The sequence below is a fragment of the Janthinobacterium sp. P210005 genome (assembly GCF_036231865.1).
Taxonomy (GTDB): Bacteria; Pseudomonadota; Gammaproteobacteria; order Burkholderiales; family Burkholderiaceae_D; genus Janthinobacterium; species Janthinobacterium kumbetense.
Window position 1 is genome coordinate 988,625 of sequence record NZ_JAZARC010000001.1, and the last position, 18,904, is coordinate 1,007,528.

Annotated in this window: 17 protein-coding genes; 5 read left to right on the forward strand and 12 right to left on the reverse strand. The window is 65.6% G+C overall.

The window, feature by feature from the left end; all coding sequences use genetic code 11:
- Positions 1–7: 7 nt before the first annotated feature.
- The 10 genes from VPH40_RS04340 to VPH40_RS04385 all read right to left on the reverse strand — a co-directional run bounded on the left by VPH40_RS04340 (position 8) and on the right by VPH40_RS04385 (position 11,140).
- The gene (locus tag VPH40_RS04340) at positions 8–970 is read right to left on the reverse strand and encodes an NAD(P)/FAD-dependent oxidoreductase (RefSeq protein WP_328572781.1); all 963 of its coding nucleotides are present in this window, start codon (positions 968–970) and stop codon (positions 8–10) included.
- On the reverse strand, positions 957–1,409 hold the full coding sequence (locus VPH40_RS04345) for an RrF2 family transcriptional regulator (RefSeq protein WP_251348494.1): 453 nt from the start codon (positions 1,407–1,409) through the stop codon (positions 957–959). Before VPH40_RS04345 ends, VPH40_RS04340 begins: the two co-directional genes overlap by 14 nt.
- A gap of 139 nt (positions 1,410–1,548) precedes the next feature.
- The gene (locus tag VPH40_RS04350; protein WP_251348493.1) at positions 1,549–2,949 is read right to left on the reverse strand and encodes a cytochrome c; all 1,401 of its coding nucleotides are present in this window, start codon (positions 2,947–2,949) and stop codon (positions 1,549–1,551) included.
- Positions 2,946–4,556 (reverse strand): GMC family oxidoreductase, encoded by a 1,611-nt coding sequence (locus VPH40_RS04355; protein ID WP_099667748.1) that lies wholly within the window; start codon positions 4,554–4,556, stop codon positions 2,946–2,948. Before VPH40_RS04355 ends, VPH40_RS04350 begins: the two co-directional genes overlap by 4 nt.
- Before the next feature lie 9 nt (positions 4,557–4,565).
- Positions 4,566–5,090 (reverse strand): sorbitol dehydrogenase family protein, encoded by a 525-nt coding sequence (locus VPH40_RS04360; protein WP_251348491.1) that lies wholly within the window; start codon positions 5,088–5,090, stop codon positions 4,566–4,568.
- A 28-nt stretch (positions 5,091–5,118) separates the two neighbouring features.
- Positions 5,119–6,312: a porin gene (locus tag VPH40_RS04365; protein WP_328572782.1), complete on the reverse strand. Its 1,194-nt coding sequence runs from the start codon at positions 6,310–6,312 to the stop codon at positions 5,119–5,121.
- A gap of 366 nt (positions 6,313–6,678) precedes the next feature.
- Positions 6,679–7,134: a homoprotocatechuate degradation operon regulator HpaR gene (hpaR, locus tag VPH40_RS04370; protein ID WP_251348489.1), complete on the reverse strand. Its 456-nt coding sequence runs from the start codon at positions 7,132–7,134 to the stop codon at positions 6,679–6,681.
- A gap of 86 nt (positions 7,135–7,220) precedes the next feature.
- The gene (locus tag VPH40_RS04375) at positions 7,221–8,180 is read right to left on the reverse strand and encodes a DMT family transporter (RefSeq protein ID WP_328572783.1); all 960 of its coding nucleotides are present in this window, start codon (positions 8,178–8,180) and stop codon (positions 7,221–7,223) included.
- A gap of 60 nt (positions 8,181–8,240) precedes the next feature.
- Entirely contained in the window at positions 8,241–10,031 is a 1,791-nt protein-coding gene (locus VPH40_RS04380; RefSeq protein ID WP_328572784.1) for a DUF885 domain-containing protein, read from the reverse strand.
- A gap of 65 nt (positions 10,032–10,096) precedes the next feature.
- Positions 10,097–11,140, reverse strand: a complete 1,044-nt coding sequence (locus VPH40_RS04385) for a LacI family DNA-binding transcriptional regulator (RefSeq protein ID WP_328572785.1) — start codon at positions 11,138–11,140, stop codon at positions 10,097–10,099.
- A 106-nt stretch (positions 11,141–11,246) separates the two neighbouring features.
- On the opposite strand from VPH40_RS04385, the gene VPH40_RS04390 reads away from it, so the two are divergent.
- Both VPH40_RS04390 and VPH40_RS04395 read left to right on the forward strand, forming a co-directional pair.
- Positions 11,247–12,440 carry a phytanoyl-CoA dioxygenase family protein gene (locus tag VPH40_RS04390; protein WP_328572786.1) on the forward strand — a complete coding sequence of 398 codons (1,194 nt, stop codon included), beginning with the start codon at positions 11,247–11,249 and terminating at the stop codon, positions 12,438–12,440.
- Positions 12,441–12,467: 27 nt separating this feature from the next.
- Positions 12,468–13,586, forward strand: coding sequence for a Gfo/Idh/MocA family protein (locus VPH40_RS04395; protein ID WP_328572787.1), 1,119 nt, complete (start codon positions 12,468–12,470; stop codon positions 13,584–13,586).
- 14 nt (positions 13,587–13,600) lie between these two features.
- Here the strand turns inward: VPH40_RS04395 and VPH40_RS04400 are convergent, their stop codons facing one another.
- Positions 13,601–15,595 carry a glycoside hydrolase family 3 protein gene (locus VPH40_RS04400; protein WP_328572788.1) on the reverse strand — a complete coding sequence of 665 codons (1,995 nt, stop codon included), beginning with the start codon at positions 15,593–15,595 and terminating at the stop codon, positions 13,601–13,603.
- A 222-nt stretch (positions 15,596–15,817) separates the two neighbouring features.
- Here VPH40_RS04400 and VPH40_RS04405 point away from each other — a divergent pair, with 222 nt between their 5' ends.
- The gene (locus VPH40_RS04405) at positions 15,818–16,849 is read left to right on the forward strand and encodes a helix-turn-helix transcriptional regulator (RefSeq protein WP_099667740.1); all 1,032 of its coding nucleotides are present in this window, start codon (positions 15,818–15,820) and stop codon (positions 16,847–16,849) included.
- Between the two features lie 392 nt (positions 16,850–17,241).
- A complete protein-coding gene (locus tag VPH40_RS04410; protein WP_328572789.1) occupies positions 17,242–17,739 on the forward strand; it encodes a hypothetical protein in 498 nt (165 codons plus the stop codon).
- Here VPH40_RS04410 and VPH40_RS04415 read toward each other — a convergent pair.
- Positions 17,736–18,158 (reverse strand): winged helix-turn-helix transcriptional regulator, encoded by a 423-nt coding sequence (locus VPH40_RS04415; RefSeq protein ID WP_328573336.1) that lies wholly within the window; start codon positions 18,156–18,158, stop codon positions 17,736–17,738. The genes VPH40_RS04410 and VPH40_RS04415 overlap by 4 nt on opposite strands.
- 162 nt (positions 18,159–18,320) lie before the next feature.
- On the opposite strand from VPH40_RS04415, the gene VPH40_RS04420 reads away from it, so the two are divergent.
- Entirely contained in the window at positions 18,321–18,893 is a 573-nt protein-coding gene (locus VPH40_RS04420) for an FMN-dependent NADH-azoreductase (RefSeq protein ID WP_328572790.1), read from the forward strand.
- The last annotated feature ends 11 nt before the right edge of the window (positions 18,894–18,904 follow it).

The window sequence follows — 18,904 nt, forward strand, 5'->3', positions numbered from 1 at the left end:
CCCGGCATCACGCCGCCGGGGCCAGTCCGAACATCAGCGAGCGGTGCGCTGCCACGCCAGCCATGGCGCCATCGGCCACCGCGAACGCCACGCTGCCGGCCATGCGGCCCGCGTCGCCGCAGCAAAAGACGCCAGGCACGCTGCTGGCCTTTTGCTCGTCGGTGCGCACGAACGGGCCCATGGCGCCCTCTTCCTGCGCGCAGCCCAGCTCAGCAGCCAGGGAACTGGCCAGGCGGGTGCGGGTCGCCACGAACAGGCCGGCCATCGCATGGCGGCTGCCATCCTGCATGACCACGTCGGCCACGCCGGCGATCCGCGCCACGGGCGCGCGCACTACCGTGACGCCGCGCGCGGCCAGCTGCTCCAGCTGCGCGCCATCGGGCTCGAACGCGCCGTTGAGAAAGAAAGTGACCGTGCCCCAGTCGGGCAGCATCAGCGCATGGTGCATGGAGAGGGGGCCGGTGGCCAGCACGCCGATGGCGCCTTGCTCCAGCTCATAGCCGTGGCAATACGGGCAGTGAAAGACGCTGCGGCCCCAGCGCTCGGCCAGGCCATCGACGGGCGGCAATTCGTCGATCACCCCGGTGGCCAGCACCAGCCGGCGGCCCCGCACGCGCATGCCATCCGCCAGGGTCACGTCGTAGCCTTCGCCGGCGCTGCTGACCGCTGCCTGCACGGCCATCCCGTCCAGCCAGGTGACGGTGGCATACGCCAGCAGCTGCGCCTTGCCCTCGGCCGCGATGGCAGCCGTCCCGCTGCCGTCCTGGGTCAGGAAGCCGTGGGAATGGCTGGCGTAGCGGTTGCGGCGCTGGCCGCCGTCGACCACCAGTACGCGGCGGCGGGCGCGCGCCAGCTGCGTGGCGGCCGACAGGCCCGCGTAGCTGCCGCCGACGATGATGGCGTCGAACGGGACATCGAATGCGGCGGCAGGCGTGGCATCGCCTCCGCCCTGGGATTCAGGAATGGTCATGCGGTGCTCCTTGGTGTGTGGCGTATTGTTGGCTGAAACGTTCGGCCAGGTCGGCCAGGGTGACGGCGCCAAAGCGCCGGATCAGCAGCGCCTCGGCTTCGTCGAAGGCGCCGGCCAGCGACTGGTTGACCACCTGCTCGACCAGGCAGCCCGGCTGATCGACGCGGTTGCCCATGGCGAAGACGGTGGGCGAACCCACGGCCACGTAAATGTCGTGCAGCGTGACGCGGTGCAGGTCGCAGACGATGCGCCAGCCGCCGCCGTGCCCCTTGACCGAAGCCACGTAACCGCGCTCGCGCAAGCCGGCCATCACGCGCCGCACCAGCACGGGATTGGTATCCAGGTAAGCGGAGAGTTCCTCGGACGTCATCGGGCGTCCCGCGTGGGCCATGTGCAGCAGCACATGGAGGATCGATGATAGTTTGCTGTCGCGTCTCATGTAACTAATAATAGTACATAATTTCCACAGATGCAAACCAGTTGCAATATCAGGACGTAAAAAAGGGCCGGAGTATTCAGCCCGGCCCCTGCCTGTACTTCAGCGTCTGTACTTCAGCGCCTGTTGTTCGCGGCTGCTTCTATGCCTGCTTGCGCCGGCGTCCCCGCCACCACAGCAGCAATGCCAGCAGCACCAGCACGCCGACGATGATGCCCGCGCGGGCCAGGCCGATCAGGTTGGACGGCGCACCGCCGTTGCGCAGGGTCGTCACCTGCTCCGCCGTCACCTTGATGGCGGGATTGCCGTACATCTTCTGCACGTAATTGCCGAGGGTGACGATCTGCTCGTCCGACAGGGTCTGGCGGAAGGCGGGCATCAGGTGACCTGCATGGGCACCCCTGCCATCCTGCCGCTCCACGCCGTCGAGTATCGCCATCACTAGGTTGTTGCTGTTGCTGCGGCCCGTCACCGAGTTGTGGAACAGCGGCGGCAGGCTGCCGTCGAAACTGCCCTCGCCCCTGGCCTGGTGGCAGCTGGCGCACTGCGCATCGTACAACTGCGCACCCGACATTTTGTTCAGGTTTTGCGGCAGCGGCACGCCGCGGATGCTGGCCAGCTCGTCGCCCGCCTTGCCCCATTGCGTCACCGACTGCGTGTCGGCCTTGTCGCGAATGGCCGGCACGCTCTTGACGTAGTGCGCGATGGCGTGCAAGTCCGCGTCGCTCAGGTGCTTCAGGCTATGGTCGATGGCTTCGGCCATCGGTCCCGCGGCCTGCGCCTTGTTGGCGGTGCGGCCCGTGCGCAGGTAATCGACCAGTTCCTGCTGGCTCCAGCCGCCCACGCCGCTGTTGATGTCCGACGTGATGTTCGGCGCATGCCACGTACCCAGGTCGGCGCCGCCCAGCTCCTTCGACAGCTGCTCGGCCATCAGCGCATTGCGCGGCGTGTGGCAGGTGGTGCAGTGGGCCAGGCCTTGCGCCAGGTAAGCGCCCCGGTTCCACTCCATGCTTTTCGCCGTATCGGCGACGAAGGGCTTCTTGTCGAGGAAAAGCATGTTCCAGCCCGCCATCGACAGGCGGATGTTGAACGGGAACGGCAAGTCCGTCGTCTGTGCCGGCGCCGCATCCACGGCCGCCACGCCGTGCATGAAGTAGTCATACAGGGCCGCCGTATCCTCGTCCGTCACCTTGGCGTAGGCCGTGTAGGGCATGGCCGGGTACAGGTTGGCGCCGTCGGCCCGCACGCCATGGCGCACGGCGTCGGAAAACTGCTTGAGCGTGTAATTGCCGATGCCGTGCGTTTTCGACGGCGTGATATTGGTGGCGACAATGGCGCCCAATGGCGTCGCCAGGGACAGCCCGCCCGCCATCGGTTTGCCGCCAGGCACGCTATGGCAGGCGATGCAGTCGCCGGCCGTCGCCAGGTAGCGGCCGCGTTCGATCGCCGCCGCATCGGGCACGCCCTTGTCGGCCGCCAGCACGGGCATGGCCGCGAGAGACAGCAAGACGGCGCCCGCCGTCAGTCTGAAGGCCGCCATCATGCTGTGCCTCCCTGTTGTTCGTCGAGGATGTGCTTGACGGTGCGCAGCGCCACGGCCAGGCCGTTTTCCGTCGAGTTGCAGGTGCCGGACGTGGGCAGCACGCCGGTACTGCACAGGAACAGGTTGGCGTGGTCGAAGGTGCGGCCCCACTGGTCGCACACGGCCTTGGCGGGGTCGGAACCCATCGACAGGGTGCCGCAGATGTGCTGGTTGTTGGCAAACACGCCTTCCTTGCTGTGGCGCAGATTGGTGCCGCCCATCAGCTTGGCGATCTGTTCGAAATCCTGCTTCGAACGCTCGTGGCCCCGCTTCGTGTACTCGTCGATCGAATAGTGCGCCTGCGGCTTGGGGATGCCCATGGCATCCTTTTCGCTGCTCAAGGCAATGCGGTTTTCCGGGTTCGGCAGCACTTCCAGCACGTTTTTCAGGCTCATTTCGCGGGCCGAGCGGAAACGCAGCTGCTGCTCGAATGCCTCGCCAAACACGCCCTTGCCGATCAATTCCCTGGTTGCGCCGTCGACGCGAGAAATGTTCGTGAAATCCAGGCGGTACGGCGAGTGCTCGCTGCGGAAGTCGCCATCGCGCATGGTGTTGATGGAATTGGGGCTTTGCGGGCCCCGGCCCAGCCACAAGTCTTCATCGGCGTCGAAGGTGATCGAGGTGCTCGGATGGTCCATCAGGTTGCGGCCCACCATGTCGCTGCTGTTGGCCAGGCCGTTCGGGTATTTGTCCGAGGCGGAAACGAGCAGCAGACGCGGGCTTTCGATGCCGTTGGCGGCGAGGATGAAAGTCTTGGCCGTGACCCGGTGGCTTTTCTTGTCGACGTCGTAGTACAGCGCGGCCGTGATGCGGCCCTGCGCGTCGTGTTCCAGCTTGTAGACGTTGGCATTGCAGACGATCTTCACGCCCGCGTCCTCCGCCTGCTGCGCGGCGATGCCGCCGTGGTATTGCGCATCGATGGGGCAGATCGGCTGGCAGCTGTTATTGCCGCAGCAGGCCGGGCGGCCATCGTAGCTGACGCTGTTGCGCGCCACCGTGTTGCCGACGACCTTGAACGTGGGGTCGAGGCGCTCGCGGATGCGGCGCATGGCGTACGGCTCCGTCACGGGGTCCATCGGGAACGCCTGCTTGCGCGGCGAACCCGTGTTCTCGGCGCCCGAGACGCCCATGATCTCTTCCGCTTCCTGGTAAAACGGCTCCAGGTCTTCGTAGCTGATCGGCCAGTCGACGCCCACGCCATACAGGGTATGGATGCGGAAATCGTTCGGCACATTGCGCCACGCCTGCGCGGCCCAGTGCCACGACGTGCCGCCGAACTGGCGAATGTATTCGGCCGGGTATGGATACGGGCCGGCCTGCACCAGGTAGCCGTTATCGGTCGGCTGGTAGATCGGGTGCGGCGCCGTGGCGACGGACGGATACGGCGACATCCAGTCGCTGCGGCGCGTCGTGTTGCGGAAACGGGCGACGATTTCGCCGCGCGACACGCGCGGTCCCGCTTCCAGGATCAGCACCGAGGCGCCGGCCAGCGCAAGCTTGCGCGCAGCCAGGGAGCCGATGATGCCGGAACCGATCACGAGGTAATCGGCAGAGAGTTCTTCAGCCATGATGGCTCCTTAAATTGGTTTTCTGGCCCAGCTGCCGTAGGCGCCGTAGGAATACGTGGGAGGTTTCAGCACGTCGGCCACGACGGCCGCGTTCAACGCCTGCTCGTAGGCGACGCAGACGGCCGCCTCGCCCGTGCCGACGATGCCCAGGTACCAGGCGCTGGCGATCTGGCGCGGCAAGGCGGCCAGCGGCGACTGGGCCGGGTCCAGCCCGTCGAGCGCTTCCTGCAGGCCGGCCGCCTGCAAGCCCTGCGCATTGATCAGCGCCAGCAGCGCGCGCACCTTCGCCGGGAAGGCCGTATCCTGCGCCACCAGCGCGTCATACAGGCGCCTGGCCAGCACGGGGTCGAGCACTTGCCGCCCCACCAGCATGGCCGACACGCCCAGGAAGGCGCCCTGCTCCGCATTGGCGACCGGTTCGGCCAGCGCCCAGGGAATCAGCGCCGCGGCCGAAGCCGACAGCAAGCCGGCCAGCACCATGCGGCGGCCGGGATTGAGAGGGCCGCGGCCCTCCTTGTGATGTGTAGCGTCCACTTGAAGCTCCCGTGAGTTCAGCAACCGTTCAGAAAGAATGTTTGAGACCGACCATGACCACCGACTGGCCGCCGGTCGACGATGGCGTGCCGTTTTGCGAATCGCCGACCGAGGCGACGGCGTTGACGATGGCGCCGTCCTGGCCCAGGGTCTGGCCGCGCGCCAGCTGGCGCGCCTCGATCAGGTAGATCGCGGTGCGCTTCGACAGCGCATACGTCTGTTCGAACGACAGCTGGCGGTAGCGCGCGCGGTCGGCGATGCCGTTGGCGTGGCTGGCGAAGGTGTCGCTGTAGCCGGCGGCCAGGAACCACTGCGGCGTCAACTGGTAGCTGGAGATCAGGCCGGCCGTGTTGAAGATGGCCGTGTCGCGGAAGGCCGAGCGGCTGCCCGCCTCGTATTGCACGTTGCTGGCGTTGGCGCCCACCATCCACTTGCCCATGGTGTAACGCGCGCTGGCGGCGATGAATTGCACGCTTTCAGCCGAGGCGTAGCCCTGGTTGATGGCGGAAATGCCGAAGCTGCCCGAAGCATTGCCGTTCCAGCCGCCCTGGGTGCTCATGGCCATGGCGCTGGCATTGTTCTGGCCGTTTTTCAGTTTCAGGTAGCCGAGCGCGAATTCGGCTGGCGAGGTACTGTACTTGACGGCGGCACTGAAGCTGCTGCCCACGGCGTTGCCGTCTGCCGCTTCGCCAAAGCCGTACTGCGCGCTGGCCTGCAGGCCGCGCCAGGCCGGCATGCTGTAGGTGACGGAATTGCTGATGCGCACGGTCGTATCGAGGCCGTCGATATCGCCAGGATGGGCGCCGGTGGCGCCCGTCAACACGTTGCTCGACGCCAGCGAACCCACCAGCAGGTAGTACGGCGTGTACTGGCGGCCGGCCGTGACGGTGCCGTAGGCTGCCGATTGCAAGCCCACGTAAGCCTGGCGGTTGAACAGGGAGCTGGCCGAACTTTGCGCGCCCGTGTCGCTTTCAAAGCCGTTCTCCAGCAGGAACAGCGCCTTCAGGTCGCCGCCCAGGTCTTCCACGCCCTGGAAACCGATCTTGCTGGCGGACAAGTTGCCGCTGCGCATGTAGGTGTTCGAATTGCCGCCCTGGTTGCTGGTGTACGCCATGGCCGCATCGACCACGCCATAAATGCTGATATTGCTTTGGGCGCAAACGTTTGCGCCGATGAGCGTGGAGACGGCCAGCGCCGCAGCGCGCATGCATGTAGTGTTCATTTTTTCCTGACTTTCCTGTTTTATAGTACGCCCGGCCGGCATTACCGCCGTGATGGCGACATACCGGCTGTGGCGCCGCGTTGCGGCCCCATACAGCGCGTGGGGCGTCCGCTTTTCTTCTTGATTTGGATCAAGTGGAGCAAATTATACGCTTATTTACTCACATGTAAGTGATTGACTGTAAGGCGTAGTCTTATAGCAAAACTTTCTTGTGTCTTATAGCAAAACCGGCAGGTATGCGGGCGCACGCCCGGCAGGATGGGGAAATACGCGGAACAGGCATGGGAAAAGCGGCGGCGGCGCGTGTCGAAAAACACGCGCCCGGTGGCTAATCAGGCAGGCGGGAAAACGGGGAAAGCGGGACGGTCAGCGCAGGATGGCGGGCGCCACCGGCAGGGTCTCGAGGGCAATGAAGGCTTCCAGGGTGCGGCGCATGTCTTCGAACACTTGCTTGCCGTAGGCCGCTTCCAGGTGTTCATATTGCAGGTCGATCAGCTTGCCCATCTGCAGCAGCAGGCTGGCGCCCGCTTCCGACAGGTGCACCTTGCGGCGGCGCTGGTCGCCTTCGAACTTGCTGCGCCCGATCAAGCCGATTTCTTCCATGCGCGCCAGGATGCCGCTCATGCTGGGGCTGGAAATCTGGCAGATCTCGCACAGTTCGCGCGGTTCCAGGGTCGGGCTTTCGTTCAGCGCGCGCATGATGCGCCACTGCTGCTCCGTCACGCCGAAGTGATTGAGGATGGGGCGGAAATGCTGCAGCAGGCTGTCGCGGGCCTTCAGCAGCAGTTGCGGCATGTTCGGATAACGGATCGGTAGCTGCAAGCGGAACTCCCTGGGTGGGCGGAAAATTAGCGTAATTATACGGCCCGCTCAGTGCAAACGGCAGGCCGGCAACGATGTATTTTTCGCTACGTCCGCCCTGCCTCCTGCCCTGCTCCCTCCTCCTGCGCATGCCGCCGCACGGACCACAGCACGCCCGCCGTCAGCAAGACCATGGCGGCCCATTCCAGGGGGCGCGGCATGCGCTGCGCGTAGACGAAGCCGTACAGCAGCGCGAACAGGGTCTCCGACAGGATCAGCTGGCCCGACAAGGTGACCGGCACCAGGCGCGACGCCAGGTTCCACAGGTAATTGCCGATCACGGAAGCGCCCAGCGCCAGCAGCAAACACACGAGCCAGTAGCGGTGCCAGTCGCGCGCCGGCGCGTCGTCGGCGCCGCCTGCCTGCTGCAGCGCCAGCATCGCGGCGCCGACGGCCAGGGCGATGACGCCGCTGGCCAGGCCATACAGCATGGCCCATTCCACGGAACTGAAATGCGCGTGGCGCTTGAGGAAACGGGCATTGTCGAGCGCATACCAGGTCCAGCAGGCGAGCGCGCCAACGGCGCACAGCACGCCGGCCAGCTTGTGCGCCAGACCGGCGCCGCCCGCGCCGCCTGCATGGCTGAAGATATCGACATTGATACAGGCGATGCCCAACGCTACCACCAGCAGCGGCCAGGCCAGCTGGCGCAGCGGCAGCGCGCCGTGGTCCTTGCGGCCCAGGATGGTGACGCTCAGGGGCAGCAAGCCGATGATCAGGGAAGTGGGTGCCACGCCGGCCAGCTTGACGCCGTAGGCCAGCAGCAGGTAATACACGACATTGCCGGCCAGCGCCTGGCGCAGCATGGCCAGCCAGTCGCTGCGCCGCAAGCGCCGCAGCAGGGGCAAGAGACGCGGCAGCATCAGGCCGGCCGCCAGCGCGCCATAGCAGATGTAGCGACCCACCATCAGCTCGACCGGGGAAAAATCCGGCAGCAAGACGGGCACAATGAAAACGGCGCCCCAAAAGGCGCCGGCCAGCACACCACATACGATCCCACGCCACATGCCTGCCACTCTCACGTTTTCATTCAAGGGCGCCAGTATGGCATGCGCAGGAGACCGCCGTCAGCCCCCGGCTTTTCTCTGTGCGGGGATGAAATGTTCGCGCACGGCCCTGGCCAGCAAGTCCGGCGGCAGCAATCCCTGGCCCAGCAGGAAGTTATTGAAGGCCAGGCGGTCGAATCTGTCTCCCAGCGCCAGCTCCGTTTCCGCGCGCAGCTGCAGGATGCGCGTGTAGCCATAGAAATAGCTGCCCGCCTGGCCCGGCATATTGAAGGTGTAGCGGTCCAGTTCCTGGCGCGCCATCGGTTTCGACAGCATCACTTCGTCCGTCAGGATGCGGCCCGCCTCTTCGCGCGTGACCTGCCCCAGGTTCAGCATCGGGTCGAGCATGGCGCGCGCCGCGCGCAGCATGCGGAACTGCAGCGCGATGAACTGGCCTTCGGCCGGCTCGTAGGGAATCATCTCCGCTTCCGCGTACAGCGCCCAGCCTTCCACGTTGACGCTGTTGAACGCGTACAGGCTGCGCGCCTGCGACACGCCCCGCTCCACCATGGCGCTGAACTGCAGCTCGTGGCCAGGACGGCCCTCGTGCGCGCTCAGGGTCCAGGCGGCGCCGGCGAAATTGAAATCGTCATACGCCTCGCCCTTGCCGCTGGCGGCCGGATTGCTGACGGGGAGGACGAACTGGCCGTGTTCTCCCGTATTGCCGATCAGCGGAGGCGGACGCATATGCGGCGCCGGCTGGGCCGCCGATTCGGCGGCGGACGCCAGGCGCATGGTCATGGCGCGCGCTGGAATATCGACCACGCGCTGCCGGGCGATGCGCTCCTCGAGCTGCGTATTGACGCCCTGGTAGTGCGCTTCGAGCTGCGCGTTCGGGATGGAATCGCTTTTCAGCTTGCGCAGCACCTGGCGGTAATCGCTGCCGTCGACATCTTTGAGCGACATTCTCTCCGCCACCACGGGCGCCAGCGCCTGCATGGCGGCGCGCGTTTCCAGGTAAGCCACCTGCGCCCGTTCAACCAGCACGCGCGGCTCGATATCGATGCCCACCTGCTTCAGGCGGAATGCGTACAGCTCGGGCGCCATGCGGAAATCCGTGCGCGACAGGGGCAACACCACCTGCTTTTCCCACGCCGCATACTCGGTCAGCTGCTGTTCCATGGCCGCCAGCGCACTCTCCGCGCCCGCGATCTGCATGTCGGCGAACAGCTTGCGGATGCCGGCGACATACGTCGGCACGTTTTCCAGCGACTGCTCCACCTGCAGGCGCACGGGTCCCGCCAGGCCGGGCTTGCCGATTTTTTCCGTGAAGCGGGCCTTGGCCTGCTGCGTGATCGGCGTGCTGCCCGGGTATTGCCCCACATAGCGCTGCAGACGTTCCAGCGCCTTGGCGCGGCGCGCGGCCGGGCGCTGTTCCTGCAGCAGGCTTTGCATGCTGCCAAAAACCATTTGCGGCACATCAACCCACGGCAAGGCGTACTTGGCTTCCAGCAGGGCGCCGGCGATTTCCTGGTCGACGGCCTGCGTCAGGATTTGCAGATCCTGGCGGATGCGCTCATCCTTTTCCGCCGCCAGCTTGTGCTGCAATTGCGCGCGCGCCTGCTGCATGGCCGCCACCTGGCGTTCGACAATATTGGGTCCCAGGTCGGCAGCCAGGCCGTCGTACTGCACCAGGCCCGTGTCGGAAGCGTTTTCAGGCGAGAACTGCGCCTGCGCAGCCAGCACGATGGCCGCGTTGCGGTTGCTGGCCTCGACCCAGGCCGATGGGGCGGCAGCCATGGCCGGCATGGCAAACGCGGTGGAGAGCAAGGCGGCAAGCACGGTCTGATGCAATTTCGGGATGACGGACATCGGGGGATTCCTTCGAAGGTGAGCGATGAGCGAAGCGGCGAGTATCGGCCAGCCTCGCATGCCTGTCAATTCAGGCCATTCAGGGCGGGCAGGTTCCACGGCGTGACGATCTGAATGGCGGACAGGCAGGCCGGCTGCGCCAATGCCGGCAGCGCGCCCTGCGCCCGCAGGATTTCCTGGCAGGCGCGGCGCATGTCCTGGCCAAGGTCGTGGTGCAGCACGGCGTGGATGGCGCCCGACTTGAGCAGCGCCAGGTTGTCCGCATCGAGGTCATGGCCGATGAAGACCTGGCAAGGCCGGCCCGCTTTTGCGAACGCCTGCACGATGGCGGCATTCCCGCCGCCGATGGAATACACGGCGGCGATATCGGGATGCCCGGCCAGCGCTTGCCGCACCAGCGCACCCGTGGCGCCGTCAATGCCGTGGCCTTCGCTCACTTCGACGATGGATAAATGCCGGTGCCGTTCGCGCAGCGCGCGGCGGAAACCGATCTCGCGCTCTTCCTCCCCGTGAAAACGGTTGCTGCTCAGGGTCACCAGCACCTGCCGTTTCTTTTTCACGCTGCCCAGCCACTGGCCGACCAGGTAAGCGGCCGTCTCGCCCGCCGCCCGGTTATCCATGCCCACATAGCTGCGGCGCGCGGAAGCCGGCAAGTCCGTCACCAGGGTCACCACGGGGATGCCGGCCGCCGCCAGCCGGTTCACCGCCTCGGCCACTGGCGGCAAGTCGGGCGCCTTGAGCAGCACGCCGTGGCTGCCGTTCCTGCGGATGCGCTCCAGCAGGTCGACGATGCCGTCCACTTCCAGGGTTTCATGCAGGTGAAAGCGCGAACGCAGCACGGCCGGATGCAGCGACGGCAGCTCCGCCTCCAGCGCGGCGCGCACGGCATCCGTAAAGCGGCGCGGCGCCACCATCAGCACGTCGAGCATGAATTTTCTGCCGGACAGGCCCACCTGCGTGCTTTGCCGCGCCAGCTCGTCGAGCGCCTGCATCACGCGGCGCACCGTATTGGCGTGCACGCCGCCGCGCTGCTTGATCACGCGGTCGACCGTGGCCACGCTGACGCCGGCCTGCAGCGCCACGACCTTGACGGGGAAAGGATGCGTCACGTGCTCTCCATTTCGGATTGATGGTTTTTTGATGGATTTTCTGATGAAAAATGCGGATTTTCATCCCTATACTGATTCTACAACTTAAATAATCAGGAGACACCGCATGCACATCACCAACGCCGGCGCCCAGCCGCCCGTCCCGTATTGGCTGACGCCGGAAAGCTGCGACCTGCAAGACTTCATCGGCACCGTCAGTTGCCGCACGACGCTGGCCGACTATCCCCACGCCGCCGCGGTGCAGGAAAATATCCTCGTCTACGACTGCGACGCCGTGCGCGAACTGGCTGCCAATCCGGCCTCGCTGCGCGCGCTGCAGGCCGAATGGGGCAAGGCGCTGATGGTCGGCCCCGGCGTCATCGTGCTCAAACGGGCCGTCACCGACATGGAGACGCTGGAACAGGCGAATCGCGTGTTCCGCGACCTGATCGCCGGGCAGCATGCCAGCGGCCAGACGGCAGGCGACCATTTCGCCAGGCCGGGCGCGAATGACCGCATCTGGAACGCCCAGCAAAAGCTTTGCCTGCGCGCGCCCGTAACGTTCGCGCGCTACTACGCCAATCCCGTCTTCGCCTGGATATCCGAGGCCTGGCTGGGTCCCGCCTACCAGATGACGGCGCAAGTGAACGTCGTCAATCCCGGCGGGGCCGCCCAGGCGCCGCACCGCGACTATCACCTGGGCTTCCAGAGCGCCGCCGCCTGCGCCGCCTATCCCGCGCCCGTGCACCAGATGTCTGCCCTCTTGACCTTGCAGGGCGCCGTCGCCCATTGCGACATGCCGCTGGAATCCGGTCCCACCCTGTACCTGCCTTATTCCCAGCGCTACCGGGCCGGTTTTCTCGCCTGGCAGCAGCGGCCGTTCCGCGACTATTTTGCCCGGCATTGCGTGCAGCTGCCGCTGTCGAAGGGCGACGCCGTGTTCTTCAATCCCGCCCTGTTCCACGCGGCCGGGCATAACCGTTCGCCCGACATCCGCCGCATGGCCAACCTGCTGCAAGTGTCGTCGCCATTCGGGCGTGCCATGGAAACGCTGGACCGCCGCGCCATGAGCGCCGCGCTATATCCCGCCTTGCAGGCGCTGCGCGCGCAGGGTGCCCTGGATGACGCTGGCGTCGGCCACGCGATCGCCGCCTGCGCCGAAGGCTATGCCTTCCCCAGCAACCTGGACCGCGACCAGCCCATCGATGGCATGGCGCCGCCCACGCAGCAGCAGCTCATGCGCGAAGCGCTGGCGCAGGACTGGCCCGCGGCCCGCTTCCTCTACGCCCTGGACAGCCACGCCTGGCGCCAGCAAGCCTGAATCCCCTACGCGTCTCGGAGACTCCCTATGCAAGACATCCACATCGGCCTGATCGGCGCCGGCTACATGGGCAAGGCCCACACCATCGCCTACAAGACCGTGCGCAGCATCTTTCCCACGGCCCGCAACCCCGTCTGCGCCTGCATCGCCACCAGCAGCGAAGAAGGCGCGGCGCGCAGCGCGCGGGAACTGGGCTGGAACAGGTCCACCGGCGACTGGCGCGCACTGGTCAATGACCCCGCCATCGACGCCATCGTCGTCGCCACGCCGCCCGCCACGCACAAGGACATCGTGCTGGCGGCGCTGGCCCTGGGCAAACCCGTGTTTTGCGAAAAGCCGCTGGGCATGACGGCCGCCGAATCCTTGCTGCTGGCGCAGGCGGCGGAAAGCGCGGGCGTGGCCAACATGGTCGGCTACAACTACATCCGCACGCCCGCCAGCCAGCTGGCGCGGCACATCATCGAATCGGGGGAAATCGGCGACATCATCCACGTCGCCGCCGAGCACGTGGAAGACTACCTGCACGACCCGCGCGCGCCCGCGTCCTGGCGCACGCGGGAAGCCACGGCAACGCGCGCCGGCGCGCTGGCCGACGTGGGTTCGCACCTGCTCAACCTGGCCCTGCGCCTGGGCGGCCCCGTCGACTCGCTGGTGGCCGACATGAATACCGTGCATGCACGGCGCGACGGCCCGCATGGCATGGAAGCGGTGGACAACGACGACCAGGGGAATCTGATGCTGCGCTTTGCCAGCGGCGCGCTGGGCGCGCTGACCTTCAGCCGCGTGGCGGCCGGGCGCAAGATGGGCTACACCTACCGTATCACGGGGACGAAAGGCGCCATTGCGTTTGATCAGGAAAACCAGAATGCGCTGTGGCTGTACGACGCCAGCCGTCCGGCGCAGCGCCAGGGTTTCCAGCGCCTGCTGATGGGCCCCGCCCACCCCGACTACCTGGCGTTCAGCCAGGGAGCCGGACACGGCACGGGCTACAACGAGCAAATCGTCATCGAGGCGCGCGATTTTCTGCAGGCGATCGCCGGCGGCGAGCCGGTCTGGCCCACCTTCCGCGACGGCTACGAAGTGGACCGGCTGATAGCCGCCGCGCTGCGCTCCGTGCAGGAGCGCAGCTGGATCACGCTGCGCTGACGACAGGGACGTTATCAGTACCCCAGCCCGTAACCGAACTTGTACAGCGGATGGGCCGTGTCATACGGCACGTCCGATTTCTGCACCTGCACTTCGGCCATCGACGATGGCAGTTCGAACGGCAGCTTGCCTTGCGGCTTGGCCTTGCCCGTCAAGACATCGAACAGCGCGCCGTCGCTGACGCCGAAGTTGGCGAGGATGGCGCTGGCCTTGTCCTGCACGTTGCCGAGGATGGCCGGGCGGTCCAGGTAGACGGTGACCACCGTCTTCGGCGCGTATTTCGCCGCGTTCTTGATGGCTTCGTAGTCGGCGTCGCCATCGACATAGTTCAAACGCCCTTCGTGCTGCATGCTGCCGAAGATGTAGTTCGGGTGCAGGATTTCATACGGCGCGGCCACGCGCAGCAGGGCCACGTCCGCTTCCTGCGGCGTGGCGACCACCGTGTAGCCATACTGCTTCGCCACGGCCGCATCGATGCCGTACAGGTAAACCTTCTTGACGGTGGTTGCCAGCGGCAAGACCTTGTCCTTGTTTTCCAGCAAGACCAGCGAGCGGCGCTGGGCTTCCAGGCCCGCCTCGATGAAGTCCGCCTTGCCCACCGTGGTCGCCGCCTTGGCCGCATCGACGAACGGGTGTTCGAACAGGCCTTGCTTGAATTTCTGGATCAGGATGCGCCGCGCCGACGCATTGATGCGCGCTTCCGTCAACTGGCCCCGCTGCACGGCTTGCGTCAGGTACGGCGCTTCCGTCACGCCGCCAAACTGGTCCATTCCGGCCGTGACGGCTTTCACGTAACGCTCGGCCTTGGTGGCGTTTTCCATGCCCCACGGCGTGCCGAAGCCGATGAAGGAAGGCGCCACGCCGGCCGGCGTGCCGTTGCGGCAGTTGGCGTCGCAGTCGGAAGTGATGCCCCAGTCGGACAGGATCACGCCTTCGAAGCCGTATTTACCGCGCAGCAAGTCCGTCAGCATGGTCTTGCTGAAACCGGCCGCCACCTGCTCCAGGGTGATGCCGTCGATGGTGATGTTGCCATCCGGCAGCGCGTAGGTGGGCATGACGGAAGCCGCCTTGGCCGTGAAGGCGCCCTCGAACGACTTCACGTGGTAGGCGAAGTTGTTGCCCGGATAAGTCATGTAGCGGCCATAGTAATTGTGGCCGTCAAAACCCTCTTTCGTGGCGCCATAGCCGACCCAGTGCTTGACGACGGCCACCACGCTGCCGTCGTGCAAGCCCGTGTTTCCATCCTGGAAGCCTTCGATATAGTGCTGCACCATGCGCTTGGCCAGATCCGCATCTTCGCCGAAGGTGCCGTTGATGCGCGACCAGCGCGGCTCGGTGGCCAGGTCCGCCTGCGGCGACAGCGCTTGCGTGATGCCGACGGCCAGGTATTCCTGGCGCGCGATATCGCCGAAGCGGCGCACCAGCGCATCGTCGCCGATGGCGGCCAGGCCCAGGGTTTCCGGCCACTGGGAAAATCCCTTGGTGCCGGCGCTGGCGCCCACCGTGTACTGGAAATGGTGGCGCGGGTCCGTGCTGATCGATACGGGAATGCCGTGGCGCGACGTTTCGCTGATTTCCTGCACCTTGTTGTACTGGGACGCCATGTTGGCCGTATCGCCCGCCATGCGCGTGATGAAGGTGTTGACGTACTGCTTGACGATCAGGTCTTGCAGGGCCGTCAAGTCATACGCGCCACCGAGGCCGATGCCGGAAGGGTCGGACACGGTGGGCGCCGTGCCGTGCATCATCAGGCCGGCCTTTTCGTCGAGGCTCATGCGCGACAGCAGGTCGTCGGCGCGCGCCTCGGCGGACAGGCGCCAGTCTTCGTACGGGTCGATCTTGCCGTTGCGGTTCATGTCCTTGAAGGTATAGCCGTCGACCTTGAGCTGGCTATAGGTGGTGGCGCCGAACACGGGCTGCGTGTATTCCTCGCTGACGGTGTCGTTGCCGCAGGCGGCCAGGGCAAGCGTGGCGACGCAGCCGGCGACCATGCGGGCCATCGGTTTCATAGTGCAATTCATCATTATCTCCAAGACTGTTTTTGTAGGTATCCGGGTGGCATCAGGGCCAGCCCGAAATCAATATAGCGTGAGAATGCGTGAGTTTCTTGACCGCACAGCACGCGTTTTATACCCGCGAGAACAATTTTTGGTTAGACGGCACGACAACCAACAATCTCCTACAAAGTGCTAATATTTGTGAAAAATTACTACAACAAGCAGGAGACACCCTTGCACAAACCCGATACGCGCACGGTTTCGAACCGGATCGCGCAGCAATGCGCGCGCGCCATGCAAGCCGATGGCCACGACCCCGCCGACTTTTTCCGGCAGACGGGCATCACGCCGGCGCAGCTCGAGGAGCCGGGCGGACGCATCAACGCCGAGCGGCACCGCCGCATGACGGCCTACGCCCAGCAACTGCCGCAGCACCGCGGCTTGCTCGACCTCGACGTGACGCACTGGTTCGCGCATTACTCGGGCATCGCCCACGTCTGCTTCAACCGCCCCACCCTGCGCAGCGCCCTGCACGAGCTGCTGCACTTGCGGGGCCTGATCGGCGAATTCGACTTCATGCTGATGAGTGAGAATGGGACGCGCATCGAGATCGAATACCTGTCCGAGTTTTGCCCGCTGGGGGGCGCCATGCAGGCGCTGGCCAATTTCCGCATGCTGTCGCTGGTGGCGCGCGCCTACGACGATGGCGCAGCCACGGCCTTCCATGCCGGCTTCCAGGGCAAGGCGCCGTGGTTCGCGCCAGCCATTGGCGAGTGCTTCGGCGCCGCCGCCACCTTCGGCCAGGCGCGCAACACGCTGACGTTTGACGCGCCGGCGCTGGACCGGCCTTTCGCCCAGTTCAACGCCATGCTGGCGCCGCACGCGCTGCGGCACGCGCAGGGACAATTGCAGCAGTTGCAGGGCGCGCAGCTGTTTTCGGCCCGCGTGGAGCAAGCCATCATCGATTTGCTGGGCCAGCAAGCCGACGCCGATGGCGCCGCGCTGCTGCCGGCCCTGTGCGACGGCCTGGCGATGAACCGCTGGACCCTGCAGCGCCAGCTGCAGCAGGAGAAAACGTCGTTCCGCGCGCTGGAACTGCGCGCCAAGAGCCGCGAATCGCGCCGTTTGCTGCGCGAAACGAGCCTGAGCGTGGTGGAAATCAGCGAGCGCCTGGGCTTTTCCTCGCAAAGCGCGTTCACCCGCTTCTTCAAGACCCAGTTCGAACTGCCGCCGGCGCGCTACCGGCAAGACATGCAAAGCAGTTAAAAGAACGGGAAAGGGCTGGCGCGGATACGCCATCACGCCATTTGGACTGCGGCCACCGCGCCGCCGGCACCCTGCGCCACAGCGGCCGCGCCCTTGGACAGGTGACACGTCAGGCGCACGTCGAGCAAGGTGGCGTCGCTGGTGCGTTTTGGGCGACCAGCCTGGCGACCGGCCCGACATGCTGGCGGCGATCAGGCAAGCGATAACCTGATCCGCGTCAACGGCGACAGGGAGCACCGTTGATGCGGGCCAATACTGCGCCATATTGCCGCCAGCGAGCCGTCCTTTGCAGGAACCACAGGCTTCGACACGGATCCAATGGTTTGGTGGCGTCAGGCAGGCACGCACAGCCCTGCCTCCGCTTGCCAAGGCCATCCACGCAGAGAGGACAATTGGATCCAGACATCGTCGCCTTGCAACAGCAACACAGCGCGCTGCACACAGCCGTACATGCACTGCAAAACAAGTGGTACATCACCCTCACGGTCGCCGCCGTACTGGCCGCGCTCGGCATTGTGTTGGCAACCTTCCTGTTCAATGCCATGACAGAGCTGGAAAAGACGAAACGGGAACTGGTCGCGGGCACGCGGGATCTGGAGCTGGCCAAGGCACAGGCCGGCAAGGACATCAGCGAACAGCGCGAACAAGCCATGAAGCAAGTTTCCTCGGCCGTCTACGCTGCCCTGGAAGCGAGCAAGGCGCCCATGATAGGCGCCAGGCTGGCGGAGGACCGCAAGCAGCGCGAAGAAAAAGATGTGTTGCAAAGCAAATGGATACGCTACATCTATGCCCAAGCCAATGCCAACGGCCAGACTAACCCCTATGCCAATGGCTGGTGGCAGGATAGCCTGAAAAAAAGCCAGCAAGCCGTCGATATCGAACTGCCTTAACGCCTCAATTCCTGCGGTGAGGACAGTTTCCCTGCATCATCGACCGGCGGCAACTGGGCATCAAACGCCAGCCGCGCCGCATCGATGGCGTCGCGGTGGCCATGGGCCCAGGCGCCCAGCGCGCTGATGGGGATCAACAGCGAGCGGCCCAGGTCCGTCAGGGCGTAGTCGACGCGCGGCGGCACGGTGGGAAACACGGTGCGCGTCACTAGGCCGTCGCGTTCCAGCCCGCGCAGGGTCAGGGTCAGCATGCGCTGCGAGATGCCGCCGATCAGGCGGCGCATCTCGTTGAAGCGCTTGGTGCCATTGCCCAGCAATATCACCACCATCACGCTCCATTTGTCGCCCACGCGGGTCAGGATATCCGTGATCGGGCGGCAGGAAGCGGCCACGCCCGCATGGCCGCCCTCGTCGCGCATGCGCCGTTCCAGCTCCGCTCCTTGCGCGGCGGCGTCGCCAATAGTCACATCCGTGTGCCCCAGTGTGGAAAAAGTGCCTTCTTGTGCGTTCATTTGATAGTCACTATATTTAACTCGGTTACAAAAACATACCACCCGATCATACCACCCAAGAAGGCCCACATGAACATCCTGCACATCGATTCGAGCATCCTCGGCGAGCAATCCCTCAGCCGCCAATTGTCCGCCGCCATCGTCGCCCGCCTGCAAGCGGCCGCGCCGGGCGCCGTCGCCCAGTACCGCGACCTGGCCGCGCAACCGTTGCCGCAATTTACGGCCGCGCCCGGCGCCGCCGACGCTGCCGCCTTGTCTGGCGCGCTGGAGCAAGTACTGGCGGCCGACGTCATCGTCATCGGCGCGCCCATGTACAACTTCGCCATCCCCAGCCAGCTCAAATCGTGGCTCGATGCGCTGGCCGTGCCCGGCAAAACGTTCCAGTATGGCGCCAACGGCCCGGAAGGCTTGCTCGGCAGCAAGCGCGTGATCATCGCCTCGACGCGCGGCGGCTATTACGGCGCCGACACGCCGATGGCCGCCCTGGAACACCAGGAAAGCCACCTGCGCGCCTTCTTCGGCTTCCTCGGCGTCACGCAGATCGACATCGTGCGCGCCGAAGGCGTCAAGGTCAGCGACGACGCCAGGGCGCAGGCGTTGACGGCCGCGTTTGAACAGATCGGCGCACTGCAGGCAGCGTAAGCGGCGGCGGA

Excerpts from the sequence above, each read along its gene's own strand:
- VPH40_RS04340 (WP_328572781.1), bottom strand. The coding sequence starts at position 970 with ATGACCATTCCTGAATCCCAGGGCGGAGGCGATGCCACGCCTGCCGCC.
- VPH40_RS04345 (WP_251348494.1), bottom strand. The coding sequence starts at position 1,409 with ATGAGACGCGACAGCAAACTATCATCGATCCTCCATGTGCTGCTGCAC.
- VPH40_RS04350 (WP_251348493.1), bottom strand. The coding sequence starts at position 2,949 with ATGATGGCGGCCTTCAGACTGACGGCGGGCGCCGTCTTGCTGTCTCTC.
- VPH40_RS04355 (WP_099667748.1), bottom strand. The coding sequence starts at position 4,556 with ATGGCTGAAGAACTCTCTGCCGATTACCTCGTGATCGGTTCCGGCATC.
- VPH40_RS04365 (WP_328572782.1), bottom strand. The coding sequence starts at position 6,312 with ATGAACACTACATGCATGCGCGCTGCGGCGCTGGCCGTCTCCACGCTC.
- VPH40_RS04375 (WP_328572783.1), bottom strand. The coding sequence starts at position 8,180 with ATGTGGCGTGGGATCGTATGTGGTGTGCTGGCCGGCGCCTTTTGGGGC.
- VPH40_RS04380 (WP_328572784.1), bottom strand. The coding sequence starts at position 10,031 with ATGTCCGTCATCCCGAAATTGCATCAGACCGTGCTTGCCGCCTTGCTC.
- VPH40_RS04390 (WP_328572786.1), top strand. The coding sequence starts at position 11,247 with ATGCACATCACCAACGCCGGCGCCCAGCCGCCCGTCCCGTATTGGCTG.
- VPH40_RS04395 (WP_328572787.1), top strand. The coding sequence starts at position 12,468 with ATGCAAGACATCCACATCGGCCTGATCGGCGCCGGCTACATGGGCAAG.
- VPH40_RS04400 (WP_328572788.1), bottom strand. The coding sequence starts at position 15,595 with ATGAAACCGATGGCCCGCATGGTCGCCGGCTGCGTCGCCACGCTTGCC.
- VPH40_RS04415 (WP_328573336.1), bottom strand. The coding sequence starts at position 18,158 with ATGCGCGACGAGGGCGGCCATGCGGGCGTGGCCGCTTCCTGCCGCCCG.
- VPH40_RS04420 (WP_328572790.1), top strand. The coding sequence starts at position 18,321 with ATGAACATCCTGCACATCGATTCGAGCATCCTCGGCGAGCAATCCCTC.